This is a genomic window from Pseudomonas sp. Sample_23 (assembly GCF_004307595.1).
GTDB lineage: Bacteria > Pseudomonadota > Gammaproteobacteria > Pseudomonadales > Pseudomonadaceae > Aquipseudomonas > Aquipseudomonas atacamensis.
In genome coordinates this window covers 12383-30752 of the sequence record NZ_RCNX01000040.1, presented here as the reverse complement: position 1 = coordinate 30752, position 18370 = coordinate 12383, and the positions used below count along the sequence as shown (strand labels likewise).

The window sequence follows — 18370 nt, the reverse complement described above, 5'->3', positions numbered from 1 at the left end:
GACGGGCAGGGCCATATCGGCGGAAATTTTTTGCAATCGCAGGGTATGACTGCCTGTATAAGGTGTGGCGATTAACCGTCTATCGTTAGGACTGTGCAAAAACTTACCGCCACCGTGTGAATGTTTTGCCAGGGGAGGGGGTCACAGCCTTGCTCAAACGGTTCACGCGGCGTGTTCCAGCCGCTCCTGTCGACGGGAATTTTCCATGCGTTTTTGTAAATTGTTGTTTGTAGGCTGCCTGACGCTGGTCAGCCTGGCGAGCCATGCCGAAAACCTCAAAGGCCTGTATCAGGTGCGTCAGCCAGTCAACGGCCAGGCACCGCAAGAGCGTGATCGCGCCACGCAGGCGGCGCTCGATACCTTGGTGCTGCGCCTGACCGGCGACCCGAAAGCCGCGCAGAACCCGGGGCTGGCGCCGATTCGCAAGGATCCGCAGCAGATCATCAGCCAGTTCGGTTTCGACGCCGGGCCACCGGAAGTGCTGAAAGTCGACTTCGATCCGGCAACCACCGAGCAGGCCTTGCGCCGGGCCGGGTTGCCGGTGTGGGGCGCCAGTCGACCGTCGATCCTCGGCTGGTGGCTGAACGACTCGACCGAAGGTGCGAGTCTGGTCGGTGACGGTCAAACCGCAGCCTCAGCATTGCGCACAGCCGCACAACATCGCGGTTTGCCACTGCGTTTGCCACTCGCTGATCTCAGTGAGCAACTGGTTGCCACCGCACCGGCGCTGGAAAGCGCTGATCCCGCGCCCCTGCGCAGTGCTTCGGAACGCTACAACGCCGACGCCTTGCTGGCGGTGCACGCGCGCGAAGAGGGCGGGCAGTGGCAGGCGAAATGGCGCTTGTGGCTCGGTGATCAGAAAGAGGCCGGCAGCGTACAGGGCGCCGATCAGGCAGCTGTTGCCGATGCGGTGATGCTGGCGGTAGCCGAGCGTCTGGCGCCGCGATTTGTCGCCAAGCCCGGCGCGTCGGGTCAGCAGACCCTGGAAGTGCAGGGCATGAATCTGGAGCATTATGCGGCGCTGCTGCGGTTACTCGAACCGTTCGGCGTGCGTCTGCAAAGCGTGCAGGGTGATCGCATCGTCTACCGGGTCAATGGCAGCGTCGATCAATTGCGCGCGCAATTGTCGCTGGCGAAGTTGCAGGAACTGCCGGCCGAAGCGCCGGCCCCGGTGGCGCCTGCCCAGCCAGCGGCGGATGGTACGCCTGCGGTCGCAGCGCCAACCCCGGCAGCGGCGCCGTCGTTGCGGTTTCGCTGGTAAGTCTTTCCTTATATAGAAGCATCAGGAGTGGTAAATGGCCGATACGCGGCGTTGGTTCTGGCTCGGTGGGGTAGTCCTGCTTTGCGCGTTTGTATGGTTGCTGCACCCGATCCTCACGCCGTTTCTGGTCGCGTTGTTGCTGGCTTATCTGTTCGACCCGCTGGTGGATCGTCTGGAACGGCTCGGGCTGTCGCGAACCTGGGGTGTGATCGCCGTGTTTGCCTTGTTCACCTTGATCGTCACCGCGTTGCTGCTGGTGCTGGTACCAATGCTCGCCAAGCAGTTGCTGCGTCTGTACGAGCTGGCGCCGCAGATGCTCGACTGGTTGCAGCACACCGCTGTGCCGTGGGCGCAAGCGAAACTGGGGCTGTCGGACGGCTTCTGGAAATTCGATAAGGTCAAAGCTGCGATCAGCGAGCACATGGGCCAGACCACCGACATCGTCGGCGTGGTGCTGAGTCAGGCGACGGCCTCGAGCCTGGCGCTGATCGGCTGGCTGGCAAACCTGGTGCTGATTCCGGTGGTGAGCTTCTATCTGTTGCGCGACTGGGACGTGATGATGGGCAAGATCCGCAGCCTGCTGCCCCGTGATCGCGAAGAGCGCGTGGTTTCGCTGGCGGGCGAGTGCCACGAAGTGCTCGGCGCGTTTGTGCGCGGGCAGTTGCTGGTGATGGTTGCGTTGGGGGTGATCTACGCGGCTGGCCTGATGATCGTCGGTCTCGAGCTGGGGCTGTTGATCGGCTTGATTGCCGGGCTCGCGGCGATCGTGCCGTACATGGGTTTTGTCATCGGCATTGGCGCGGCGCTGATCGCCGGATTGTTCCAGTTCGGTGGCGATCTGTACCCGATGGTCGGGATTGTCGCGGTGTTCATGGTCGGTCAGGCACTGGAAGGCATGGTGTTGACGCCGCTCCTGGTCGGGGATCGGATCGGCCTGCACCCGGTGGCGGTGATCTTCGCGATCCTCGCTGGCGGCGAGCTGTTCGGTTTCACCGGCGTTCTGCTGGCGTTGCCGGTGGCGGCGGTGATCATGGTGCTGGTGCGTCATGTCCACGACTTGTATAAGGATTCCGGGATCTACAGCGGCGTTGACGAACCTGAGCTGTGATGGCGCGGGCGGCCCGGCGCTTGGCCGGGCTGCCCCGTTTCGTTCGGGCGAGGGCGCCAGAGAATCTGCCATCAAACCGCTGCGTCAACGCAAACCTTTGATTTTGCTTGGGGTCTGTCGCATTGTGCGCTCAGCCTCACGGGTATAAACTTCGCCAACTTTACACAGAGGCCACTAACGGTTCCTTTGAGAACTGTTCAGTCAGCATGAAACCGATTCAGCTGCCCCTAGGTGTGCGTCTGCGTGACGACGCCACCTTCATCAACTACTACCCAGGCGCCAATGCCGCTGCACTCGGCTATGTCGAGCGTCTCTGCGAAGCCGACGCCGGGTGGACGGAGAGCCTGATCTACCTGTGGGGCAAGCACGGCGTCGGGCGCACGCATCTGTTGCAGGCCGCGTGCCTGCGCTTCGAGCAGATGGGCGAACCGGCGGTGTATCTGCCGCTGGCCGAGTTGATGGACCGCGGCGTGGAAATCCTCGACAACCTTGAACAGTACGAACTGGTCTGCCTGGATGACTTGCAGGTGATTGCTGGCAAGGCGGACTGGGAAGAGGCGATGTTTCATCTGTTCAATCGTCTGCGTGACAGCGGCCGGCGCCTGCTGATCGCCGCGTCCACTTCGCCGCGCGAACTGCCTGTGAAGCTGGCTGACCTGAAATCCCGCCTGACCCTGGCGCTGATCTTCCAGATGCGCCCGCTCTCCGATGAAGACAAATTGCGTGCGTTGCAATTGCGCGCATCCCGTCGCGGTCTGCACCTGACCGATGAAGTCGGGCACTTCATTCTCACTCGCGGCACGCGGAGCATGAGCGCGCTGTTCGATCTCCTCGAGCAGCTTGATCAGGCTTCCTTGCAAGCGCAACGCAAGCTGACCATTCCCTTCCTCAAGGAAACTCTGGGCTGGTAGTAGTGGGCTTTTGCCAGCTTTCAGGCGCCAGAAAACCCGCGTCCCTGCGCCGATTCACCGGCCAGACGAGTTACGCGCTTAGATGTAAACGCGAAACCGGGAAGTCACATAAAGTTCGATTGAATTTGCAAATGAGGACGATAGCGGGCATAGTCTCGGCTTCTTTACAACTACCAGCCACGGTCGTGCCCATGCTAAAGCGCTTCGCACCCCTCGTGCCTCTCGCACTCGTTACCCTGTTATTCGGTTGTGCTGCTCATTCTCCGGTTCAAGAGCCGCCGCAACAGGTCAAGAATTCTGCTACTGCCCAGTCTTCCGTTATTTACCAGGAAGAGCTGGACACCGAAAAAGAACTCAACCAGTTCAACGGCAGCAAGCCTTATCAGCTTCCTGTACTGGCTGACAGCATCCTCGAACGCGGCATGTCCCTGATCGGTACCCGTTACCGTTTCGGCGGTACCTCTGAAGCCGGCTTCGATTGCAGCGGTTTCATCGGTTACCTGTTCCGCGAAGAGGCGGGCATGAACCTGCCGCGCTCGACTCGCGAAATGATCAACGTTGATGCGCCGCTGGTCTCGCGCAGCAACCTTGAGCCGGGTGATCTGCTGTTCTTCGCCACCAATGGTCGTCGCGGTCGTGTCAGTCACGCCGGGATCTACCTGGGTGACAATCAGTTCATCCACTCCAGCAGTCGTCGCAGCGGCGGTGTTCGCATCGACAGCCTGGGTGACAGCTACTGGAGCAAGACTTTCATCGAAGCCAAGCGCGCACTCGCCATGGCGCCGACCGTGGTCACCGCTCGCAAGTAAACTGCATGTCGCTGCGTTCGCGGCGACAAAACGGCACGGCAATGGAGTAGACCTAAACTTTACAAGGTGAAGTTAAAGTCTTACTTGAAGTTTGCCGCGTAGCCGCTAGAATCCTGAATCTATATTGATGGCAAACCGCCTGCGTGATGACGCAGGCGGTTTTGTTTCTGTCCATTCGGCAGAGAAAGCCGCAGCCAGATCAGGATGTTCTGCTTATGACGATGTCGGCCCGCCTCACCTTGATCCTTTGCGCCGCGCTGCTCAGCGCCTGCGCCAGCCGTACACCGCCGCCAGCCCCCGTGGTTCGCGCGCCGATCGTGTTCGGTCCTTCCCAGGCTTTTTCTCCCGTTGCTGAAGACGTGCTGTTCCGCGCCCTCGGCCTGGTCGGCACGCCGTATCGCTGGGGCGGCAACACGCCAGATTCCGGTTTCGATTGCAGTGGTCTGATCGGTTTCGTCTACCGCGACGCGGCGGGAATTTCGCTGCCACGCTCGACCCGCGAAATGATCATCATGCAGGCGCCGAATGTCGGCAAGGAAGGCTTGCAGACCGGCGACCTGATTTTCTTCGCCACCAATGGCGGCTCGCAGGTGAGTCACGCGGGGATTTACGTCGGCGAGGGTCGCTTCGTGCACGCACCGGCCACGGGTGGCACGGTCAAGCTCGATAGCCTGTCGAAGGCCTATTGGCAGAAGGCGTATCTGAGCGCCAAGCGGGTGTTGCAGCCGGGGCAGCTGGCGCATAACCCGTAGTAAAAATCGCATACATTCTAATGTGGGAGCGAGCCTGCTCGCGAAAGCGGTGTATCAGCCAATTCAATGGAGGCTGACACTACGCATTCGCGAGCAGGCTCGCTCCCACAGTTGTTTCAAGTCACATTCAACATCACTTCATGGCCGACACACGCCACACTTTGTTCCCGACATCATCCGCCACCAGCAAGCCACCTTGCTGATCGATGACCACGCCAACTGGGCGGCCCAGCGCATTCTCGTCCTTGTCGAGGAAACCGGTCAGCACATCCACCGGTTGCCCGGTCGGTTTGCCGCCAGTGAACGGCACGAAAATCACCTTGTAGCCACTGTGCGGTTTGCGGTTCCACGAGCCGTGCTGGCCAATGAATGCGCCTTCCTTGAATTGCGCCGGCAAGCGGTTGCCATCGGCGAAGGTCAGGCCCAGCGAAGCGGTGTGCGGACCGACCGCGTAATCCGGAGCGATGGCCTTGGCCACCAGATCCGGATTCTGCGGTTTGACTCGCACATCGACGTGCTGGCCATAGTAGCTGTACGGCCAGCCATAGAAGCCGCCGTCCTTGACCGAGGTGATGTAGTCCGGCACCAGATCGCTGCCGATTTCGTCACGCTCGTTGACCGCTGTCCACAATGCGCCGCTGGTAGGTTCCCAGGCGAGGCCGTTGGGGTTGCGAATGCCCGAAGCAAAGATCCGATGATTGCCGGTCGCGCGATCGACTTCCCAGATCGCCGCGCGGCCTTCTTCCTGATCCAGACCGTTTTCGCCGACGTTACTGTTCGAGCCGACGGTGACGTAGAGCTTGTTGCCGTCCTTGCTGGCGATGACGTTCTTGGTCCAGTGGTGATTCAGCGTGCCGCCGGGCAAGTCGACGACTTTGATCGGTTGGGTCTTGATCTCGGTGGCGCCCGGCTCGTAGTTGAAGCGCAGCAGGCGGTCGGTGTCGGCAACGTACAAATCGTTGCCGACCAGCGTCATGCCAAACGGCGAATTGAGGTTCTGCAGGAACACCGTGCGGGTTTCCGCGACGCCATCGTGGTCGGCATCACGCAGCAGGGTGATGCGGTTCGGGCTGGGCACGCCGGCGCCGGCCTTGCCCATGACTTTCTTCATCACCCAGCCACGAATGCCTTTGCTGTCATCGGGCTTGGGCGGCGCGTTGGTTTCCGCCACCAGAACATCGCCGTTGGGCAGCACATAGAGCCAGCGCGGGTGATCGAGGCCTTCGGCAAACGCTGCGACCTGAGTGCCGGCCGCAGCGGTCGGTTTCGCACCTTCCGGCCAGCCCACCGCCGGGGCGATGTTGACTGTCGGGATCAGCGTCTTGTTCGGTTCGGGCAGTTTCGGTGACGGACCGGTGCCGTCGGAGACTTGCAGGCTGGAGGTTTCACCGCAGGCAGCGAGCCCGCCAGCGACGGCGATGATGAGAGCGAGTGGGGCCTTGCGCATTGCTGATCTTCCCTATGAATGCATTCCTAAACATAGAGGAGGGCGCAGGCCCGATGGTTCAACTGCTCACCCGCGGGCTTCCTTGAACAGCACGGCGATGCCCGGATGATAGTTGCCCGCGTCGCTGTGCAATTTGCGATAGGCGTAGGGGAAATACCAGGCCACGGCGCAGGTGTGTTCCTTTTGCAGGTCGTCGACCATGTCCTGCAGTTCCTCGGGGCTGGCGCTGTGCTGGGCTTTTTGCGGAGCAACAAAGAGGCAGCCGAGCTTGAGATCGCTGGCGTAGCTGATGCGCTTGGCATCAACGGTGATGTCGAGCAGGGCCTGGGTCAGGTTGAGGTTGTTGACCCGTGGCCAGCGTTGCGTGGCCTGAATGAATGCACGGTCTTCGCTGCCGGCAATCAACAGATCGGCGCGGGCATTGCGTTCGCCTTCTTCGTTCTGTTTGCGCGTGGCGGTGTCGTTCAGCGTGACCATTTCAGCCATCCACGCCGCTGCCGCGAGCAGGCCCAGATTGGCTTTCTCGTCGTGCCAGTACGGCGTGTCGTTGTCGCCGCGAACGGTGTTGTAGCGATCGATACAGTCAAACCAGCGTTCCAGCACCGGGCGCAGGAATTCCAAGCGCGGGTTGCTGATGATCATGCCTTGCATCGTCGTCATCCTTATTGTTGTAGTGGGCTTTTCGGAAAAAGCATGGCTCTTTGATATCACTTGTCACAGTCTGGCACAAGATTGCCGCTGCACATTTGATCAGCGGCAGTTATTCGCGCGCAAAGCGCCTCTTCAATTGACGCTCCACCCCCAACCCTCTAACCTTCGCCGCTTGTTTCAGGTGCTCTGTGGCCCCGCGTCGACAGAGTGAAACAGGGAAGCCGGTGAGTGTGGTCTTCAAGCGAAGCCACGACGATCCCGGCGCTGCCCCCGCAACGGTAAATGAGTGAAAACTGCGCCTTGAGCCACTGCCTCGAAAGAAGCGGGAAGGCGCGCAGTCAGGCGAAACGCCGCTCATGAGCCCGGAGACCGGCCTGATCCATCTCAGCGGCATCACGGTGGGCGATGCCAGGCTTTTTGCCGTCTATTCTTGTGCCTGCCCGCCGTTATCCAGCCTCAACGGAGAGCTCCCCCCATGACTGATTCCCCCGAGCGTGACGAACGCCATTTGGCGCGCATGCAGCGCAAGAAAGCCGTGATCGACGAACGCATCGCCAACTCGCCCGACGAATGTGGCCTGGTGCTGGTGCTGACCGGCAATGGCAAAGGCAAAAGCAGTTCGGCGTTCGGCATGCTCGCCCGCGCCATGGGCCACGGCATGCAATGCGGCGTGGTGCAGTTCATCAAGGGCCGCAACAGCACCGGCGAAGAATTGTTTTTCCGCCGCTTCCCCGAGCAGGTGCGTTTCCACGTCATGGGCGAAGGCTTCACCTGGGAAACCCAGGATCGTCAGCGCGACATCGCCGCGGCGACCGCCGCTTGGGAAGTCTCGCGCGAATTGTTGCGCGACCCTTCGATCGGTCTGGTGGTGCTCGACGAATTGAACATCGCCCTCAAGCACGGCTACCTCGATCTCGATCAGGTGCTCAGCGATTTGCAGGCGCGTCCGCCGATGCAGCACGTGGTGGTCACCGGTCGCGGCGCCAAGCCGGAAATGATCGAGATGGGCGACACGGTCACCGAGATGGGCATGCTCAAGCACGCCTTCCAGGCCGGGATCAAAGCGCAGAAAGGCGTCGAACTTTGAAGCAACCACGTCACTGCCCGGCGGTGTTGATCGCCGCGCCGGCCTCCGGTCAGGGCAAGACCACCGTCACCGCTGCACTCGCCCGTTTGCATCGCAATCAGGGGCGCAAGGTGCGCGTATTCAAATGCGGTCCGGACTTTCTCGACCCGATGATCCTCGAGCGCGCCAGCGGTGCGCCGGTGTATCAACTGGACATGTGGATGGTCGGCGAGCAGGAAAGTCGCCGCCTGTTGTGGGAAGCCGCCGCCGAGGCTGATCTGATTCTGATTGAAGGGGTGATGGGCCTGTTCGACGGCACGCCATCCAGCGCTGATCTGGCGCGCCACTTCGGTGTGCCGGTGCTCGGCGTGATCGACGGCACCGCCATGGCGCAGACCTTTGGCGCCTTGGCGCTGGGCCTGGCGAAGTATCAGCCGGACTTGCCGTTCGCTGGCGTGCTGGCCAACCGCGTCGGCACCTTGCGCCATGCGCAATTGCTCGAAGGCAGCCTCACCGAAGGTTTGCGCTGGTACGGTGCGCTGTCCCGCGAGACCGGCATCGAATTGCCGAGCCGCCACCTCGGTCTGGTCCAGGCCAGCGAATTGAATGATCTGGATCTGCGTCTCGACGCGGCTGCCGATGCGCTGGCCAGCAGTTGCCAAGTCGCGCTGCCACCTGCGGTTGAATTCGCCGCGCCTGACCTCATCGCCGCCGAGCCTTTATTGAATGGTGTGCGCATCGCCGTCGCCCGCGATGAAGCCTTTGCCTTCACCTATGGCGCCAGCCTCGATCTGCTGCGGGCGATGGGCGCCGAGCTGCAATTTTTCTCGCCGATCCGCGACACGCAATTGCCCGAGGCGGACAGCCTGTATCTGCCGGGCGGCTATCCAGAGTTGCATCACGTCGCGCTGGCGCAGAACACCTCGATGCTTGCAGCAATCCGCGCGCACCACGCGGCGGGCAAGCCGTTGCTCGCCGAGTGTGGCGGCATGCTTTATCTACTGGATTCGCTGACCGACGTGGAAGGCACCCGTGCTGAGCTGGTCGGTTTGCTCAAGGGCGAGGCGGTGATGCAGAAGCGTCTCGCGGCGTTGGCGTTGCAGGCGGTTGAGCTGCCGGAAGGTTCCTTGCGGGGGCATACGTATCACCATTCGCTGACTACAACCGAGCTGACGCCGATTGCCCGTGGGCTGAGTCCCAATGGCGGGCGCGGCGCTGAGGCGGTTTATCGCGAGGGACGGATGACGGCGTCGTACGTGCACTTTTATTTCCCATCGAATCCGACTGCGATTGCGTCATTGTTTGCGCCAGACAGTGAGGCCGGCTTCGCGAGCAAGCTCGCTCCCACAATGGATGACCTGAACCCTGCGGGAGCGAGCCTGCTCGCGAAAGGGCCATGACCGACAACACATTCTCCGAAGCCGAACGCGCGGCGGTCTACAAGGCCATCGCCGAACGCCGCGACATGCGCCACTTCACCGGCGGCAGCGTCGAACCGCAGCTGCTGCGTCGTCTGCTCGAAGCCGCTCATCAAGCGCCGAGCGTCGGCCTGATGCAGCCGTGGCGCTTCATCCGCATCAGCGATCGCGCTCTGCGCGGGCAGATCCGCGATCTGGTGGAAGAAGAGCGCATCCGCACCGCCGAAGCCCTTGGCGAGCGCAGCGATGAGTTCATGCAGCTCAAGGTCGAAGGCATCAACGACTGCGCTGAGGTGCTGGTCGCGGCGCTGATGGACGATCGCGAAAAACACATCTTCGGTCGGCGCACGTTGCCGGAAATGGACATGGCCTCGTTGTCCTGCGCGATCCAGAATCTGTGGCTGGCCTCCCGCGCTGAAGGCTTGGGCATGGGCTGGGTCTCGCTGTTCGAGCCGCAAGCGTTGGCGGATTTGCTCAAGTTGCCGGCCGGTGCCAAGCCGCTGGCGGTGTTGTGTCTCGGCCCGGTCAAGGAATTCTACCCGGCGCCGATGCTGGTACTTGAAGGCTGGGCGCAGGCGCGACCGCTGAACGAGCTGCTGTACGAAAATTATTGGGGAGTGAGTCAATGAGTGTGGCGTTGCTGAGTGTCGCTGCGGTAGCGCTGGATGCGCTGCTCGGTGAACCGAAACGCTGGCATCCGCTGGTGGCGTTCGGCAATTTTGCCGGACGCATTGAGCAACGCTTCAACGCCGGCGGCCGTGGCTGGCGCAGCCATGGCGTGACCGCGTGGGTTATCGCGGTACTGCCGCTGACCTTGCTCGCCACGGCATTTTCTTGGGCGCCTTATGTCGGCTGGATTGTCGAGATTCTCGCGTTGTATTGCGCCCTCGGCATGCGCAGCCTCGGCGAACATGTTGCGCCGGTTGCGGCGGCGTTGCGCGCCGATGATCTGGACGAGGCGCGCAAGCGTGTCGGTTATCTGGTCAGCCGCCAGACCGATGAACTCGACGGCACTGCGGTTGCCCGCGCCGCGACTGAGTCGGTGCTGGAGAACGGCAGCGATGCGGTGTTCGCTGCGCTGTTCTGGTTTGTCGTCGCCGGCGCGCCGGGCGTGGTCCTGTATCGCTTGAGCAATACCCTCGATGCGATGTGGGGTTATCGCAACGAACGCTTCGAGCGTTTCGGCTGGGCGGCGGCGAAAATCGACGACGTGTTGAACTACATTCCTGCGCGTCTGGTGGCATTGACCTACGCGCTGCTCGGCAAAACCCGACTCGCGCTCAAGTGCTGGCGCACCCAGGCGCCAAAGTGGGACAGCCCCAACGCCGGCCCGGTGATGGCGGCCGGTGCCGGTGCGCTGGGCGTCGAGTTGGGTGGCCCGGCGATCTATCACGGCGAACTGCATGAACGTCCGCAACTGGGCGAAGGTGCGCCGGCTGATGCCGATTCCATCGACCGTGGCTGGCAATTGGTCCAGCGCGGCGTATGGTTATGGCTGCTGATGCTTTGCCTGGGGGCGGAATTTTATGCTTGAGCACGGTGGCCGGCTGCGCAAGGCTGCACTCGATTACGGGATTGCCGAAGCCGACTGGCTCGACCTGTCCAGCGGCCTCGCGCCATGGCCGTTCCCGATCCCGGAGATCCCGCTACGCGCCTGGGCGCGCTTACCGGAAACCGATGACGGTCTGGAACAGGCGGCCTGCGATTATTACGGCGCCGCGCAGGTGCTACCGGTGGCCGGCTCGCAAATGGCTATCCAGTTGCTGCCGCGTCTGCGCCGGGCCGGCAAGGTCGGCGTGTTGTCGCCGTGCTATGCCGAGCATGCCGAAGCGTGGCGGCGCAGCGGTTACATTGTCCGTGAAGTGCTCGAGCAGGAAGTCGAATTCTTTCTCGACAGTCTTGATGTGCTGGTGGTGGTCAATCCGAACAACCCGACCGGCCTCAGCCTGACCCCGGCGCGCCTGCTCGACTGGCATGCGCGGCTGGCGCAACGCGGCGGCTGGCTGGTGGTCGATGAAGCGTTCATGGACAACACGCCGCAACTGAGCCTGGCGCCCTATGCGCATCAGGTCGGGCTGGTGGTGTTGCGTTCGTTCGGCAAGTTTTTCGGTCTGGCCGGGGTGCGCCTCGGTTTCGTTCTGGCCGAGCGCAAGTTGCTCAAACTGCTCGCCGAACAGGTCGGACCGTGGGCGGTGAGCGGGCCGACGCGGGTGCTCGGTACGGCGTGCCTGCAAGACACCGAGGGCCATACCCGTCAGCGGATTCGCAGCGATGAAGCGAGCGAACGGTTGGCGGCGCTGCTGACCCGTTGCGGTTTTGCACCGCAGGGTGGCTGCGCACTGTTTCAGTGGCTGATCACCGAGCACGCCGAAGCGCTGCACGAATTCCTCGCTCGGCGCGGCATCCTCCTGCGCCTGTTCAGCCACAACAGCAGCGTGCGTTTCGGCCTGCCAGCGGATGCCGCGCAAGAGCTGCGTCTCGAACAAGCTTTGCAAGCTTTCACCAAGGACAATCCATGACCACTCTGATGGTGCAAGGCACCACGTCCGATGCTGGCAAAAGCACTCTGGTGACGGCGTTGTGCCGCTGGGCCACCCGCCAGGGCGTGGCGGTGGTGCCGTTCAAACCGCAGAACATGGCGCTCAACAGCGCAGTCACCGCTGACGGCGGCGAGATCGGCCGCGCGCAGGCAGTGCAGGCGCAAGCGGCCGGTCTTGAACCGCACACCGATATGAATCCGGTATTGCTCAAGCCCAACAGCGACACCGGCGCGCAAGTGATCATTCATGGCCGCGCGGTGACGACGATGAACGCCGTCGCCTATCACGATTACAAGGCCATCGCGATGCAAGCGGTGCTCGCCTCGCACGAGCGACTCAGCGCTGCGTATCCGCTGGTAATGGTCGAAGGCGCCGGTTCGCCGGCGGAGATCAATCTGCGCGCCGGCGACATTGCCAACATGGGCTTTGCCGAGGCGGTGGATTGCCCGGTTTTGCTGATCGCCGACATCAATCGCGGCGGCGTGTTTGCGCATTTGGTCGGCACGCTGGAATTGCTTTCGCCGAGTGAACAGGCGCGGGTCAAAGGCTTCATCATCAACCGCTTTCGCGGCGATATCGCCTTGCTGCAACCGGGCCTCGACTGGCTGGAGCAGCGCACCGGCAAATCGGTGGTCGGCGTGTTGCCCTACGTGATGGACCTGCACCTCGAGGCCGAGGACGGCATCGACCAACGCCAGACCGACAAGGCCGAGCAGGTGTTGAAAGTAGTGGTGCCGGTGCTGCCGCGCATCAGCAATCACACCGACTTCGACCCGCTGCGTCTGCATCCGCAGGTGGATCTGCAATTTGTCGGCCCGGGGCAGGCGATTCCCGCCGCCGACCTGATCATCCTGCCGGGCTCGAAAAGCGTGCGCAGTGATCTGGCTTATCTGCGCGCCAACGGCTGGGACGCGGCAATCAATCGGCATCTGCGCTACGGCGGCAAGGTGCTGGGGATTTGCGGCGGTCTGCAGATGCTCGGCGAGCAGGTGCACGACCCCCTCGGGCTGGAAGGCACTGCCGGCTCCAGCGCGGGGCTGGGTCTGCTGGCGTTCGAAACGCAGCTCGAAGCCGAGAAGCAACTGCGCAACGTGCGCGGGCGGCTGGCGCTGGAAAACGCCGCAGTCAGCGGTTATGAAATCCATGCTGGCGTGACCACCGGGCCGGCTCTGGAAAATCCGGCGGTGCATCTGGACGACGGTCGTTGCGATGGCGCGCAGAGTGCCGATGGTCAGGTGTTCGGCACCTATCTGCATGGCTTGTTCGAATCCCCCGAGGCGAGCGCGGTGTTGCTGCGCTGGGCCGGGTTGAGTGATGTGCAGGAAGTCGATTACCACGGCTTGCGCGAACGCGACATCGAGCGGCTGGCGGATCTGGTGGAGAAGCATCTGGATACCGGGCTGTTGCGTCAGCTCTGTGGGATTTGAGTTGTCCGGGCTGGCCTCTTCGCGAGCAGGCTCGCTCCCACAGGGAGACTCGATCAACGGTGGGAGCGAGCCTGTTCGCGAAGAGGCCGGTTGTCTCACCACACATTTTTGGATGAACCCATGCTCCAACTGATCCTCGGCGGCGCCCGCTCCGGCAAGAGTCGTCTGGCGGAAAAACTCGCCAGCGACAGCCATCTGGCGGTCACCTACATCGCCACCAGCCAACCGCTCGACGGCGAAATGAATCAACGCGTCGCCCATCATCGCGCACGTCGCCCGGTCGAATGGGCGTTGATCGAAGAGCCGCTGGAACTGGCCCGCGTACTGCGCGAATCCGCCGGCGCCGAGCGCTGCCTGCTGGTCGATTGCCTGACCCTGTGGCTGACCAATCTGCTGATGCTCGACGACACCGAACGTCTCGCCGCCGAGCGTGAAGCGCTGCTCGACTGCCTGGCGTCGTTGCCGGGTGAAATCATTTTTGTCAGCAACGAGACCGGAATGGGTGTCGTGCCGCTGGGCGAATTGACCCGCCGCTATGTCGATGAAGCCGGTTGGCTGCATCAAGCTCTGGCCGAGCGCTGTCAGCGAGTTGTCCTGACCGTCGCCGGCCTGCCCCTGACTTTGAAAGGACCTGCGTTATGAGCCCGACCTGGTGGCTGAACCCGTGCAAAACCGAGAACGCCGAAATCGTTGCGCAAGCGACCGAGCGCCAGCAGCAACTGACCAAACCGGCCGGTTCGCTGGGGCGCCTTGAATCGGTGGCCGTGCACCTGGCCGGTCTGCAAGGTCAGCTCAAGCCAACGCTGGATCAAGTCTGGATCGCGATTTTCGCTGGCGACCATGGCGTGGTAGCCGAAGGCGTATCGGCTTATCCGCAGGAAGTCACCGGGCAGATGCTGCTCAACTTTGTCAGCGGCGGCGCGGCGATCAGCGTGCTGGCGCGTCAGCTCGGCGCGCAGCTGGAAGTGGTCGATCTGGGCACGGTGAATCCGGCGCTGAATCTGCCCGGCGTGCGCCATCTGAACATCGGCGCGGGAACGGCGAACTTCGCTCAGGGCGCAGCGATGACTCAGGCGCAGGGCGAATCGGCCTTGCAGGCCGGTCGCGACAGCGTCTTGCGCGCGAAAGCCGCCGGCACGCAGTTGTTCATCGGCGGCGAAATGGGCATCGGCAACACCACGGCGGCCAGTGCGCTGGCCTGCGCCTTGCTCGATTGCCCGGTGGCGCACCTGACCGGTCCCGGCACCGGGCTGAATGCCGCTGGCGTCAGCCACAAGGCACAGGTGATCGAACGCGCGCTGGCGCTGCATGCCGCGCAGCGTGGCGATGCCTTGCAGACGCTGTTCAATCTCGGCGGCTTCGAGATTGCCGCGTTGGTCGGCGCTTATCTGGCCTGCGCGCAGGAAGGCATTGCGGTGCTGGTCGACGGCTTCATCTGCACGGTCGCGGCACTGGTCGCGGTGCGCTTGAATCCGGCCTGTCGCCAGTGGCTGTTGTTTGGCCATCGCGGTGCCGAGCCGGGCCATCGCCATGTGCTGGAAACCTTGAGCGCCGAGCCGCTGCTCGAGCTCGGCCTGCGCCTGGGCGAGGGCAGTGGCGCGGCGTTGGCGGTGCCGTTGTTGCGTCTGGCCTGTGACCTGCACGGGCAAATGGCGACGTTCGCCGAAGCAGCCGTGGCGGATCGCCCGGCATGAGCCTGCGCCTGGATCTGCTGCGCCATGGCGAAACGGAACTCGGCGGCGGCTTGCGCGGCAGCCTCGACGATGCGCTGACCGCAAACGGCTGGACGCAGATGCGTGCAGCGGTGGTCGACGGCGGGCCGTGGGATCGTATCGTCAGTTCGCCATTGCAGCGCTGCGCGCGCTTCGCAGCTGAACTCGGCGAGCAACTGAATCTGTCCGTGCATCTGGACAAGGATCTGCAGGAACTGCATTTCGGCGCTTGGGAAGGGCAGAGCGCGGCGGCATTGATGGAGACGGATGCCGAAGCGCTGGGGCTGTTCTGGGCTGATCCCTATGGCTTCACGCCACCGCAGGGGGAGCCGGTCAGCGCGTTTTCCGCGCGGGTGTTGGCGGCGGTCGCGCGATTGCACGCGGCTTACGCCGGCGAACGGATTCTGCTGGTCAGCCACGGCGGCGTGATGCGTTTGTTGCTGGCGCAGGCACGAGAGCTGCCACGTGAACAGTTGCTCAATGTCGAGGTCGGCCACGGCGCGCTGTTTGCGCTGACGGTCGAGGCTGATGGCGCGCTCAAGGAAGGTCACTGAGATGTTGCCGCTGTGGATCGCCTTGCAGTTTCTCAGCAGCCTGCCGATTCGCCTCCCGGGCATGCCCGAGCCGCAACAGCTCGGCCGTTCGCTGCTGTTTTATCCGCTGGTGGGATTGCTGTTCGGGCTGATCCTCTTCGCGTTGAATCTGTTGTTGGCCGGCGCGCCGATGTTACTGCATGCGGCGCTGTTGCTGACCGTGTGGGTATTGCTCAGCGGCGCGCTGCATCTCGATGGCCTGGCCGACAGCGCCGATGCCTGGCTCGGCGGTTTTGGTGATCGCGAGCGCACGCTGACGATCATGAAAGATCCGCGCAGCGGGCCGATCGCGGTGGTCACGCTGGTGCTGGTCCTGTTGCTCAAATTTGCCGCGCTGCTGGCACTGATCGAGCAAGGGCATACCCTGGGGCTGATCATCGTGCCGGTGCTCGGGCGGGCGGCGCTGTTGGGGTTGTTTCTGACCACGCCGTATGTGCGTGCGGGTGGCTTGGGTCAGGCCCTGGCCGATCATCTGCCGCGTAAAGCGGGGTGGTGGGTGCTGGGGTTGAGTGCGCTGGGCTGCGTGTCCATCGCGGGTATTGGCGCGGTGCTGATTTCGCTGGTCGGGTTTGTCTGGCTGCGGCGTTTGATGATGCGGCGGTTGGGCGGGACTACCGGGGACACGGCGGGGGCGTTGCTGGAATTGCTGGAGATGGGGGTGTTGGTGGGGCTCGCTTTGGTCTGAAGGATTTGCGGAGATGATGCCGGCCCCTTCGCGAGCAGGCTCGCTCCCACCTTCGAAATGCAATCCCCTGTGGGAGCGAGCCTGCTCGCGAAGGCGGCCTCACCGGCAACAATGATGTGCAGAGTAAACTCATCTGTAACTTGATTTAACACACTCGCGGGTATATACACGCATCATGCTTCCTTCTCAGTGTTTATGCACCAACCTGCGTCGCGCCGCGCGTGGCGTCAGCAGGCATTACGACGGCGCTCTCGACGGCTTCGGGATCAACGTTGCCCAGTATTCTCTGCTGTGTAATCTGCAGCGGCTGGAGCAACCGAGCATTTCCGAACTGGCCGAAGCCATGGGCCTGGATCGCAGCACTCTCGGGCGCAATTTACGTGTGCTGGAGGGCGAAGGTCTGGTGGCGCTGGCCGAAGGCGAGGACATGCGCAACCGTATCGTGCGCCTCACCGAAACCGGCGTGCAGCGCCTGGCAGCAGCATTGCCGGCGTGGGAAGCGGCGCAACAGCGGCTGATCGACCGTCTCGGTGCCGAGAAGCGCGAAACTTTGCTCAAACTGCTCGACGAACTGGCCTGACGCCGGTTTTTTCGCGCTCAAGCGGGTATATACCCGCGACTGGAGAATAACAATGACATCGATGTGGCGTACGTGCGGTTGGGTGTTGCTGGGGAGTGCGCTGATCCTGGCATTGTCATTGGGCGTGCGCCACGGGTTCGGCCTGTTCCTGTCGCCAATGAGCGCGCAGTTCGGCTGGGGTCGCGAAGTGTTTGCCTTCGCCATCGCCCTGCAAAACCTGATCTGGGGCCTGGCGCAGCCATTCACCGGCGCCCTGGCCGACCGCTTCGGTGCGGCGAAAGTGGTGTTGCTCGGTGGGATCCTCTACGCGGCGGGCCTGGTGTGCATGGGCCTGTCTGATTCGGCAGTGACTCTGTCACTGAGTGCCGGCCTGCTGATCGGTATCGGTCTTTCGGGCACTTCGTTTTCGGTCATTCTTGGTGTTGTGGGTCGCGCTGTGCCGCCAGAGAAACGCAGCATGGGCATGGGTATCGCCAGCGCCGCCGGTTCGTTCGGCCAGTTTGCGATGTTACCGGGCACGCTGGGCCTGATCGGCTGGCTCGGCTGGTCGGCCGCGCTGTTGGTGCTGGGCCTGTTGGTGGCGATGATTGTGCCGCTGGTGAGCATGCTCAAGGACAAGCCGCTGCCGGTGCTTGGCCATGAACAGACTCTTTCCGAAGCGCTGCGTGAGGCCTGCTCGCACTCCGGTTTCTGGCTGCTGGCGTTCGGCTTTTTTGTCTGCGGTTTTCAGGTGGTGTTCATCGGTGTGCACTTGCCAGCGTATCTGGTCGATCAGCATCTGCCCGCCAGTGTCGGCACTACGGTGCTGGCGTTGATCGGACTGTTCAATATCTTCGGCACTTACACCGCCGGCTGGCTTGGTGGACGCATGTCCAAACCGCGTCTGTTGACTGCGCTGTATCTGTTGCGCGCAGTGGTGATCGTGCTGTTCCTGTGGTTGCCGGTGACCACCACCACGGCGTATCTGTTCGGCATGGCCATGGGCTTCCTGTGGCTGTCGACGGTGCCGTTGACCAACGGTACGGTGGCGACCTTGTTCGGCGTGCGCAATTTGTCCATGCTCGGTGGCATCGTCTTTCTGTTCCATCAGCTCGGCTCGTTCCTTGGCGGTTGGCTGGGCGGGGTGGTGTACGACCGAACCGGGAGTTATGACTTGATCTGGCAAGTGGCGGTTCTCTTGAGCCTGCTGGCAGCGGCCCTGAACTGGCCGGTGCGCGAGCGTCCGGTGGCGCGCCTGCAAGCTGCGGCGAGTGCAGCATGAGCCGGATCTGCGCGCGGGTCGTTGTTGCCGCACTGGCTGCGGCGCTGTTGGCGCTGGTGTGGTGGGGCTGGCAGCGCGGCGGTCTGGCGCTGATGCAGTTGGGCATGAGTATTTGCTAGATGGCAGCGTGGCGAGTAACGTCGAAGCCT

General features: G+C 62.8%; 20 protein-coding genes and 1 riboswitch. Of the genes, 18 read left to right on the top strand and 2 right to left on the bottom strand.

The window, feature by feature from the left end:
• Positions 1–205 precede the first annotated feature (205 nt).
• From D8U82_RS10685 to D8U82_RS10665, 5 genes are all read left to right on the top strand, one after another.
• The gene (locus D8U82_RS10685) at positions 206–1261 is read left to right on the top strand and encodes a DUF2066 domain-containing protein (protein ID WP_130887145.1); all 1056 of its coding nucleotides are present in this window, start codon (positions 206–208) and stop codon (positions 1259–1261) included.
• 34 nt (positions 1262–1295) lie between these two features.
• Positions 1296–2369, top strand: a complete 1074-nt coding sequence (locus tag D8U82_RS10680; protein WP_130887144.1) for an AI-2E family transporter — start codon at positions 1296–1298, stop codon at positions 2367–2369.
• A gap of 206 nt (positions 2370–2575) precedes the next feature.
• Positions 2576–3280 (top strand): DnaA regulatory inactivator Hda, encoded by a 705-nt coding sequence (gene hda / locus D8U82_RS10675; protein WP_007919828.1) that lies wholly within the window; start codon positions 2576–2578, stop codon positions 3278–3280.
• A 191-nt stretch (positions 3281–3471) separates the two neighbouring features.
• Complete coding sequence (locus D8U82_RS10670) at positions 3472–4089, top strand: NlpC/P60 family protein (RefSeq protein ID WP_016773699.1); 618 nt, start codon at positions 3472–3474, stop codon at positions 4087–4089.
• A gap of 215 nt (positions 4090–4304) precedes the next feature.
• Complete coding sequence (locus D8U82_RS10665) at positions 4305–4841, top strand: C40 family peptidase (RefSeq protein ID WP_130902182.1); 537 nt, start codon at positions 4305–4307, stop codon at positions 4839–4841.
• Positions 4842–4974: 133 nt separating this feature from the next.
• Here the strand turns inward: D8U82_RS10665 and D8U82_RS10660 are convergent, their stop codons facing one another.
• Together D8U82_RS10660 and D8U82_RS10655 are read right to left on the bottom strand one after the other, a co-directional pair.
• Positions 4975–6288 (bottom strand): sorbosone dehydrogenase family protein, encoded by a 1314-nt coding sequence (locus D8U82_RS10660; protein WP_130902181.1) that lies wholly within the window; start codon positions 6286–6288, stop codon positions 4975–4977.
• Positions 6289–6354: 66 nt separating this feature from the next.
• A complete protein-coding gene (locus D8U82_RS10655; RefSeq protein WP_130902180.1) occupies positions 6355–6939 on the bottom strand; it encodes a hypothetical protein in 585 nt (194 codons plus the stop codon).
• A gap of 162 nt (positions 6940–7101) precedes the next feature.
• Positions 7102–7332, top strand: a riboswitch (cobalamin riboswitch).
• Between the two features lie 82 nt (positions 7333–7414).
• Here D8U82_RS10655 and cobO point away from each other — a divergent pair.
• From cobO to D8U82_RS28590, 13 genes are all read left to right on the top strand, one after another.
• Positions 7415–8026, top strand: coding sequence for a cob(I)yrinic acid a,c-diamide adenosyltransferase (gene cobO / locus D8U82_RS10650; RefSeq protein ID WP_016773703.1), 612 nt, complete (start codon positions 7415–7417; stop codon positions 8024–8026).
• The gene (locus tag D8U82_RS10645; RefSeq protein ID WP_130902179.1) at positions 8023–9405 is read left to right on the top strand and encodes a cobyrinate a,c-diamide synthase; all 1383 of its coding nucleotides are present in this window, start codon (positions 8023–8025) and stop codon (positions 9403–9405) included. Before cobO ends, D8U82_RS10645 begins: the two co-directional genes overlap by 4 nt.
• On the top strand, positions 9402–10052 hold the full coding sequence (bluB, locus tag D8U82_RS10640) for a 5,6-dimethylbenzimidazole synthase (protein WP_024012169.1): 651 nt from the start codon (positions 9402–9404) through the stop codon (positions 10050–10052). Before D8U82_RS10645 ends, bluB begins: the two co-directional genes overlap by 4 nt.
• Positions 10049–10957 carry an adenosylcobinamide-phosphate synthase CbiB gene (cbiB, locus tag D8U82_RS10635; RefSeq protein WP_130902178.1) on the top strand — a complete coding sequence of 303 codons (909 nt, stop codon included), beginning with the start codon at positions 10049–10051 and terminating at the stop codon, positions 10955–10957. The genes bluB and cbiB overlap by 4 nt, the downstream gene beginning before the upstream one ends.
• On the top strand, positions 10950–11942 hold the full coding sequence (gene cobD, locus D8U82_RS10630) for a threonine-phosphate decarboxylase CobD (protein ID WP_122505967.1): 993 nt from the start codon (positions 10950–10952) through the stop codon (positions 11940–11942). The genes cbiB and cobD overlap by 8 nt, the downstream gene beginning before the upstream one ends.
• Positions 11939–13390 (top strand): cobyric acid synthase, encoded by a 1452-nt coding sequence (locus D8U82_RS10625; protein WP_130902177.1) that lies wholly within the window; start codon positions 11939–11941, stop codon positions 13388–13390. Before cobD ends, D8U82_RS10625 begins: the two co-directional genes overlap by 4 nt.
• Before the next feature lie 120 nt (positions 13391–13510).
• A complete protein-coding gene (gene cobU, locus D8U82_RS10620) occupies positions 13511–14032 on the top strand; it encodes a bifunctional adenosylcobinamide kinase/adenosylcobinamide-phosphate guanylyltransferase (protein ID WP_130902176.1) in 522 nt (173 codons plus the stop codon).
• Positions 14029–15084 (top strand): nicotinate-nucleotide--dimethylbenzimidazole phosphoribosyltransferase, encoded by a 1056-nt coding sequence (cobT, locus tag D8U82_RS10615; protein WP_130888578.1) that lies wholly within the window; start codon positions 14029–14031, stop codon positions 15082–15084. The genes cobU and cobT overlap by 4 nt, the downstream gene beginning before the upstream one ends.
• Positions 15081–15656, top strand: coding sequence for an alpha-ribazole phosphatase family protein (gene cobC / locus D8U82_RS10610; protein ID WP_125918404.1), 576 nt, complete (start codon positions 15081–15083; stop codon positions 15654–15656). Before cobT ends, cobC begins: the two co-directional genes overlap by 4 nt.
• A gap of 1 nt (position 15657) precedes the next feature.
• Positions 15658–16380, top strand: a complete 723-nt coding sequence (locus D8U82_RS10605; protein ID WP_130902175.1) for an adenosylcobinamide-GDP ribazoletransferase — start codon at positions 15658–15660, stop codon at positions 16378–16380.
• A gap of 175 nt (positions 16381–16555) precedes the next feature.
• Positions 16556–16960, top strand: a complete 405-nt coding sequence (locus tag D8U82_RS10600) for a MarR family transcriptional regulator (protein WP_016773714.1) — start codon at positions 16556–16558, stop codon at positions 16958–16960.
• A 52-nt stretch (positions 16961–17012) separates the two neighbouring features.
• Positions 17013–18221, top strand: a complete 1209-nt coding sequence (locus D8U82_RS10595) for an MFS transporter (protein ID WP_130902174.1) — start codon at positions 17013–17015, stop codon at positions 18219–18221.
• On the top strand, positions 18218–18340 hold the full coding sequence (locus D8U82_RS28590) for a hypothetical protein (protein ID WP_016773715.1): 123 nt from the start codon (positions 18218–18220) through the stop codon (positions 18338–18340). Before D8U82_RS10595 ends, D8U82_RS28590 begins: the two co-directional genes overlap by 4 nt.
• Positions 18341–18370: the final 30 nt, after the last annotated feature.

Excerpts from the sequence above, each read along its gene's own strand:
- D8U82_RS10685 (WP_130887145.1), top strand. The coding sequence starts at position 206 with ATGCGTTTTTGTAAATTGTTGTTTGTAGGCTGCCTGACGCTGGTCAGC.
- D8U82_RS10680 (WP_130887144.1), top strand. The coding sequence starts at position 1,296 with ATGGCCGATACGCGGCGTTGGTTCTGGCTCGGTGGGGTAGTCCTGCTT.
- hda (WP_007919828.1), top strand. The coding sequence starts at position 2,576 with ATGAAACCGATTCAGCTGCCCCTAGGTGTGCGTCTGCGTGACGACGCC.
- D8U82_RS10670 (WP_016773699.1), top strand. The coding sequence starts at position 3,472 with ATGCTAAAGCGCTTCGCACCCCTCGTGCCTCTCGCACTCGTTACCCTG.
- D8U82_RS10665 (WP_130902182.1), top strand. The coding sequence starts at position 4,305 with ATGACGATGTCGGCCCGCCTCACCTTGATCCTTTGCGCCGCGCTGCTC.
- D8U82_RS10660 (WP_130902181.1), bottom strand. The coding sequence starts at position 6,288 with ATGCGCAAGGCCCCACTCGCTCTCATCATCGCCGTCGCTGGCGGGCTC.
- D8U82_RS10655 (WP_130902180.1), bottom strand. The coding sequence starts at position 6,939 with ATGCAAGGCATGATCATCAGCAACCCGCGCTTGGAATTCCTGCGCCCG.
- cobO (WP_016773703.1), top strand. The coding sequence starts at position 7,415 with ATGACTGATTCCCCCGAGCGTGACGAACGCCATTTGGCGCGCATGCAG.
- bluB (WP_024012169.1), top strand. The coding sequence starts at position 9,402 with ATGACCGACAACACATTCTCCGAAGCCGAACGCGCGGCGGTCTACAAG.
- cbiB (WP_130902178.1), top strand. The coding sequence starts at position 10,049 with ATGAGTGTGGCGTTGCTGAGTGTCGCTGCGGTAGCGCTGGATGCGCTG.
- cobD (WP_122505967.1), top strand. The coding sequence starts at position 10,950 with ATGCTTGAGCACGGTGGCCGGCTGCGCAAGGCTGCACTCGATTACGGG.
- D8U82_RS10625 (WP_130902177.1), top strand. The coding sequence starts at position 11,939 with ATGACCACTCTGATGGTGCAAGGCACCACGTCCGATGCTGGCAAAAGC.
- cobU (WP_130902176.1), top strand. The coding sequence starts at position 13,511 with ATGCTCCAACTGATCCTCGGCGGCGCCCGCTCCGGCAAGAGTCGTCTG.
- cobT (WP_130888578.1), top strand. The coding sequence starts at position 14,029 with ATGAGCCCGACCTGGTGGCTGAACCCGTGCAAAACCGAGAACGCCGAA.
- cobC (WP_125918404.1), top strand. The coding sequence starts at position 15,081 with ATGAGCCTGCGCCTGGATCTGCTGCGCCATGGCGAAACGGAACTCGGC.
- D8U82_RS10605 (WP_130902175.1), top strand. The coding sequence starts at position 15,658 with ATGTTGCCGCTGTGGATCGCCTTGCAGTTTCTCAGCAGCCTGCCGATT.
- D8U82_RS10600 (WP_016773714.1), top strand. The coding sequence starts at position 16,556 with ATGCTTCCTTCTCAGTGTTTATGCACCAACCTGCGTCGCGCCGCGCGT.
- D8U82_RS10595 (WP_130902174.1), top strand. The coding sequence starts at position 17,013 with ATGACATCGATGTGGCGTACGTGCGGTTGGGTGTTGCTGGGGAGTGCG.
- D8U82_RS28590 (WP_016773715.1), top strand. The coding sequence starts at position 18,218 with ATGAGCCGGATCTGCGCGCGGGTCGTTGTTGCCGCACTGGCTGCGGCG.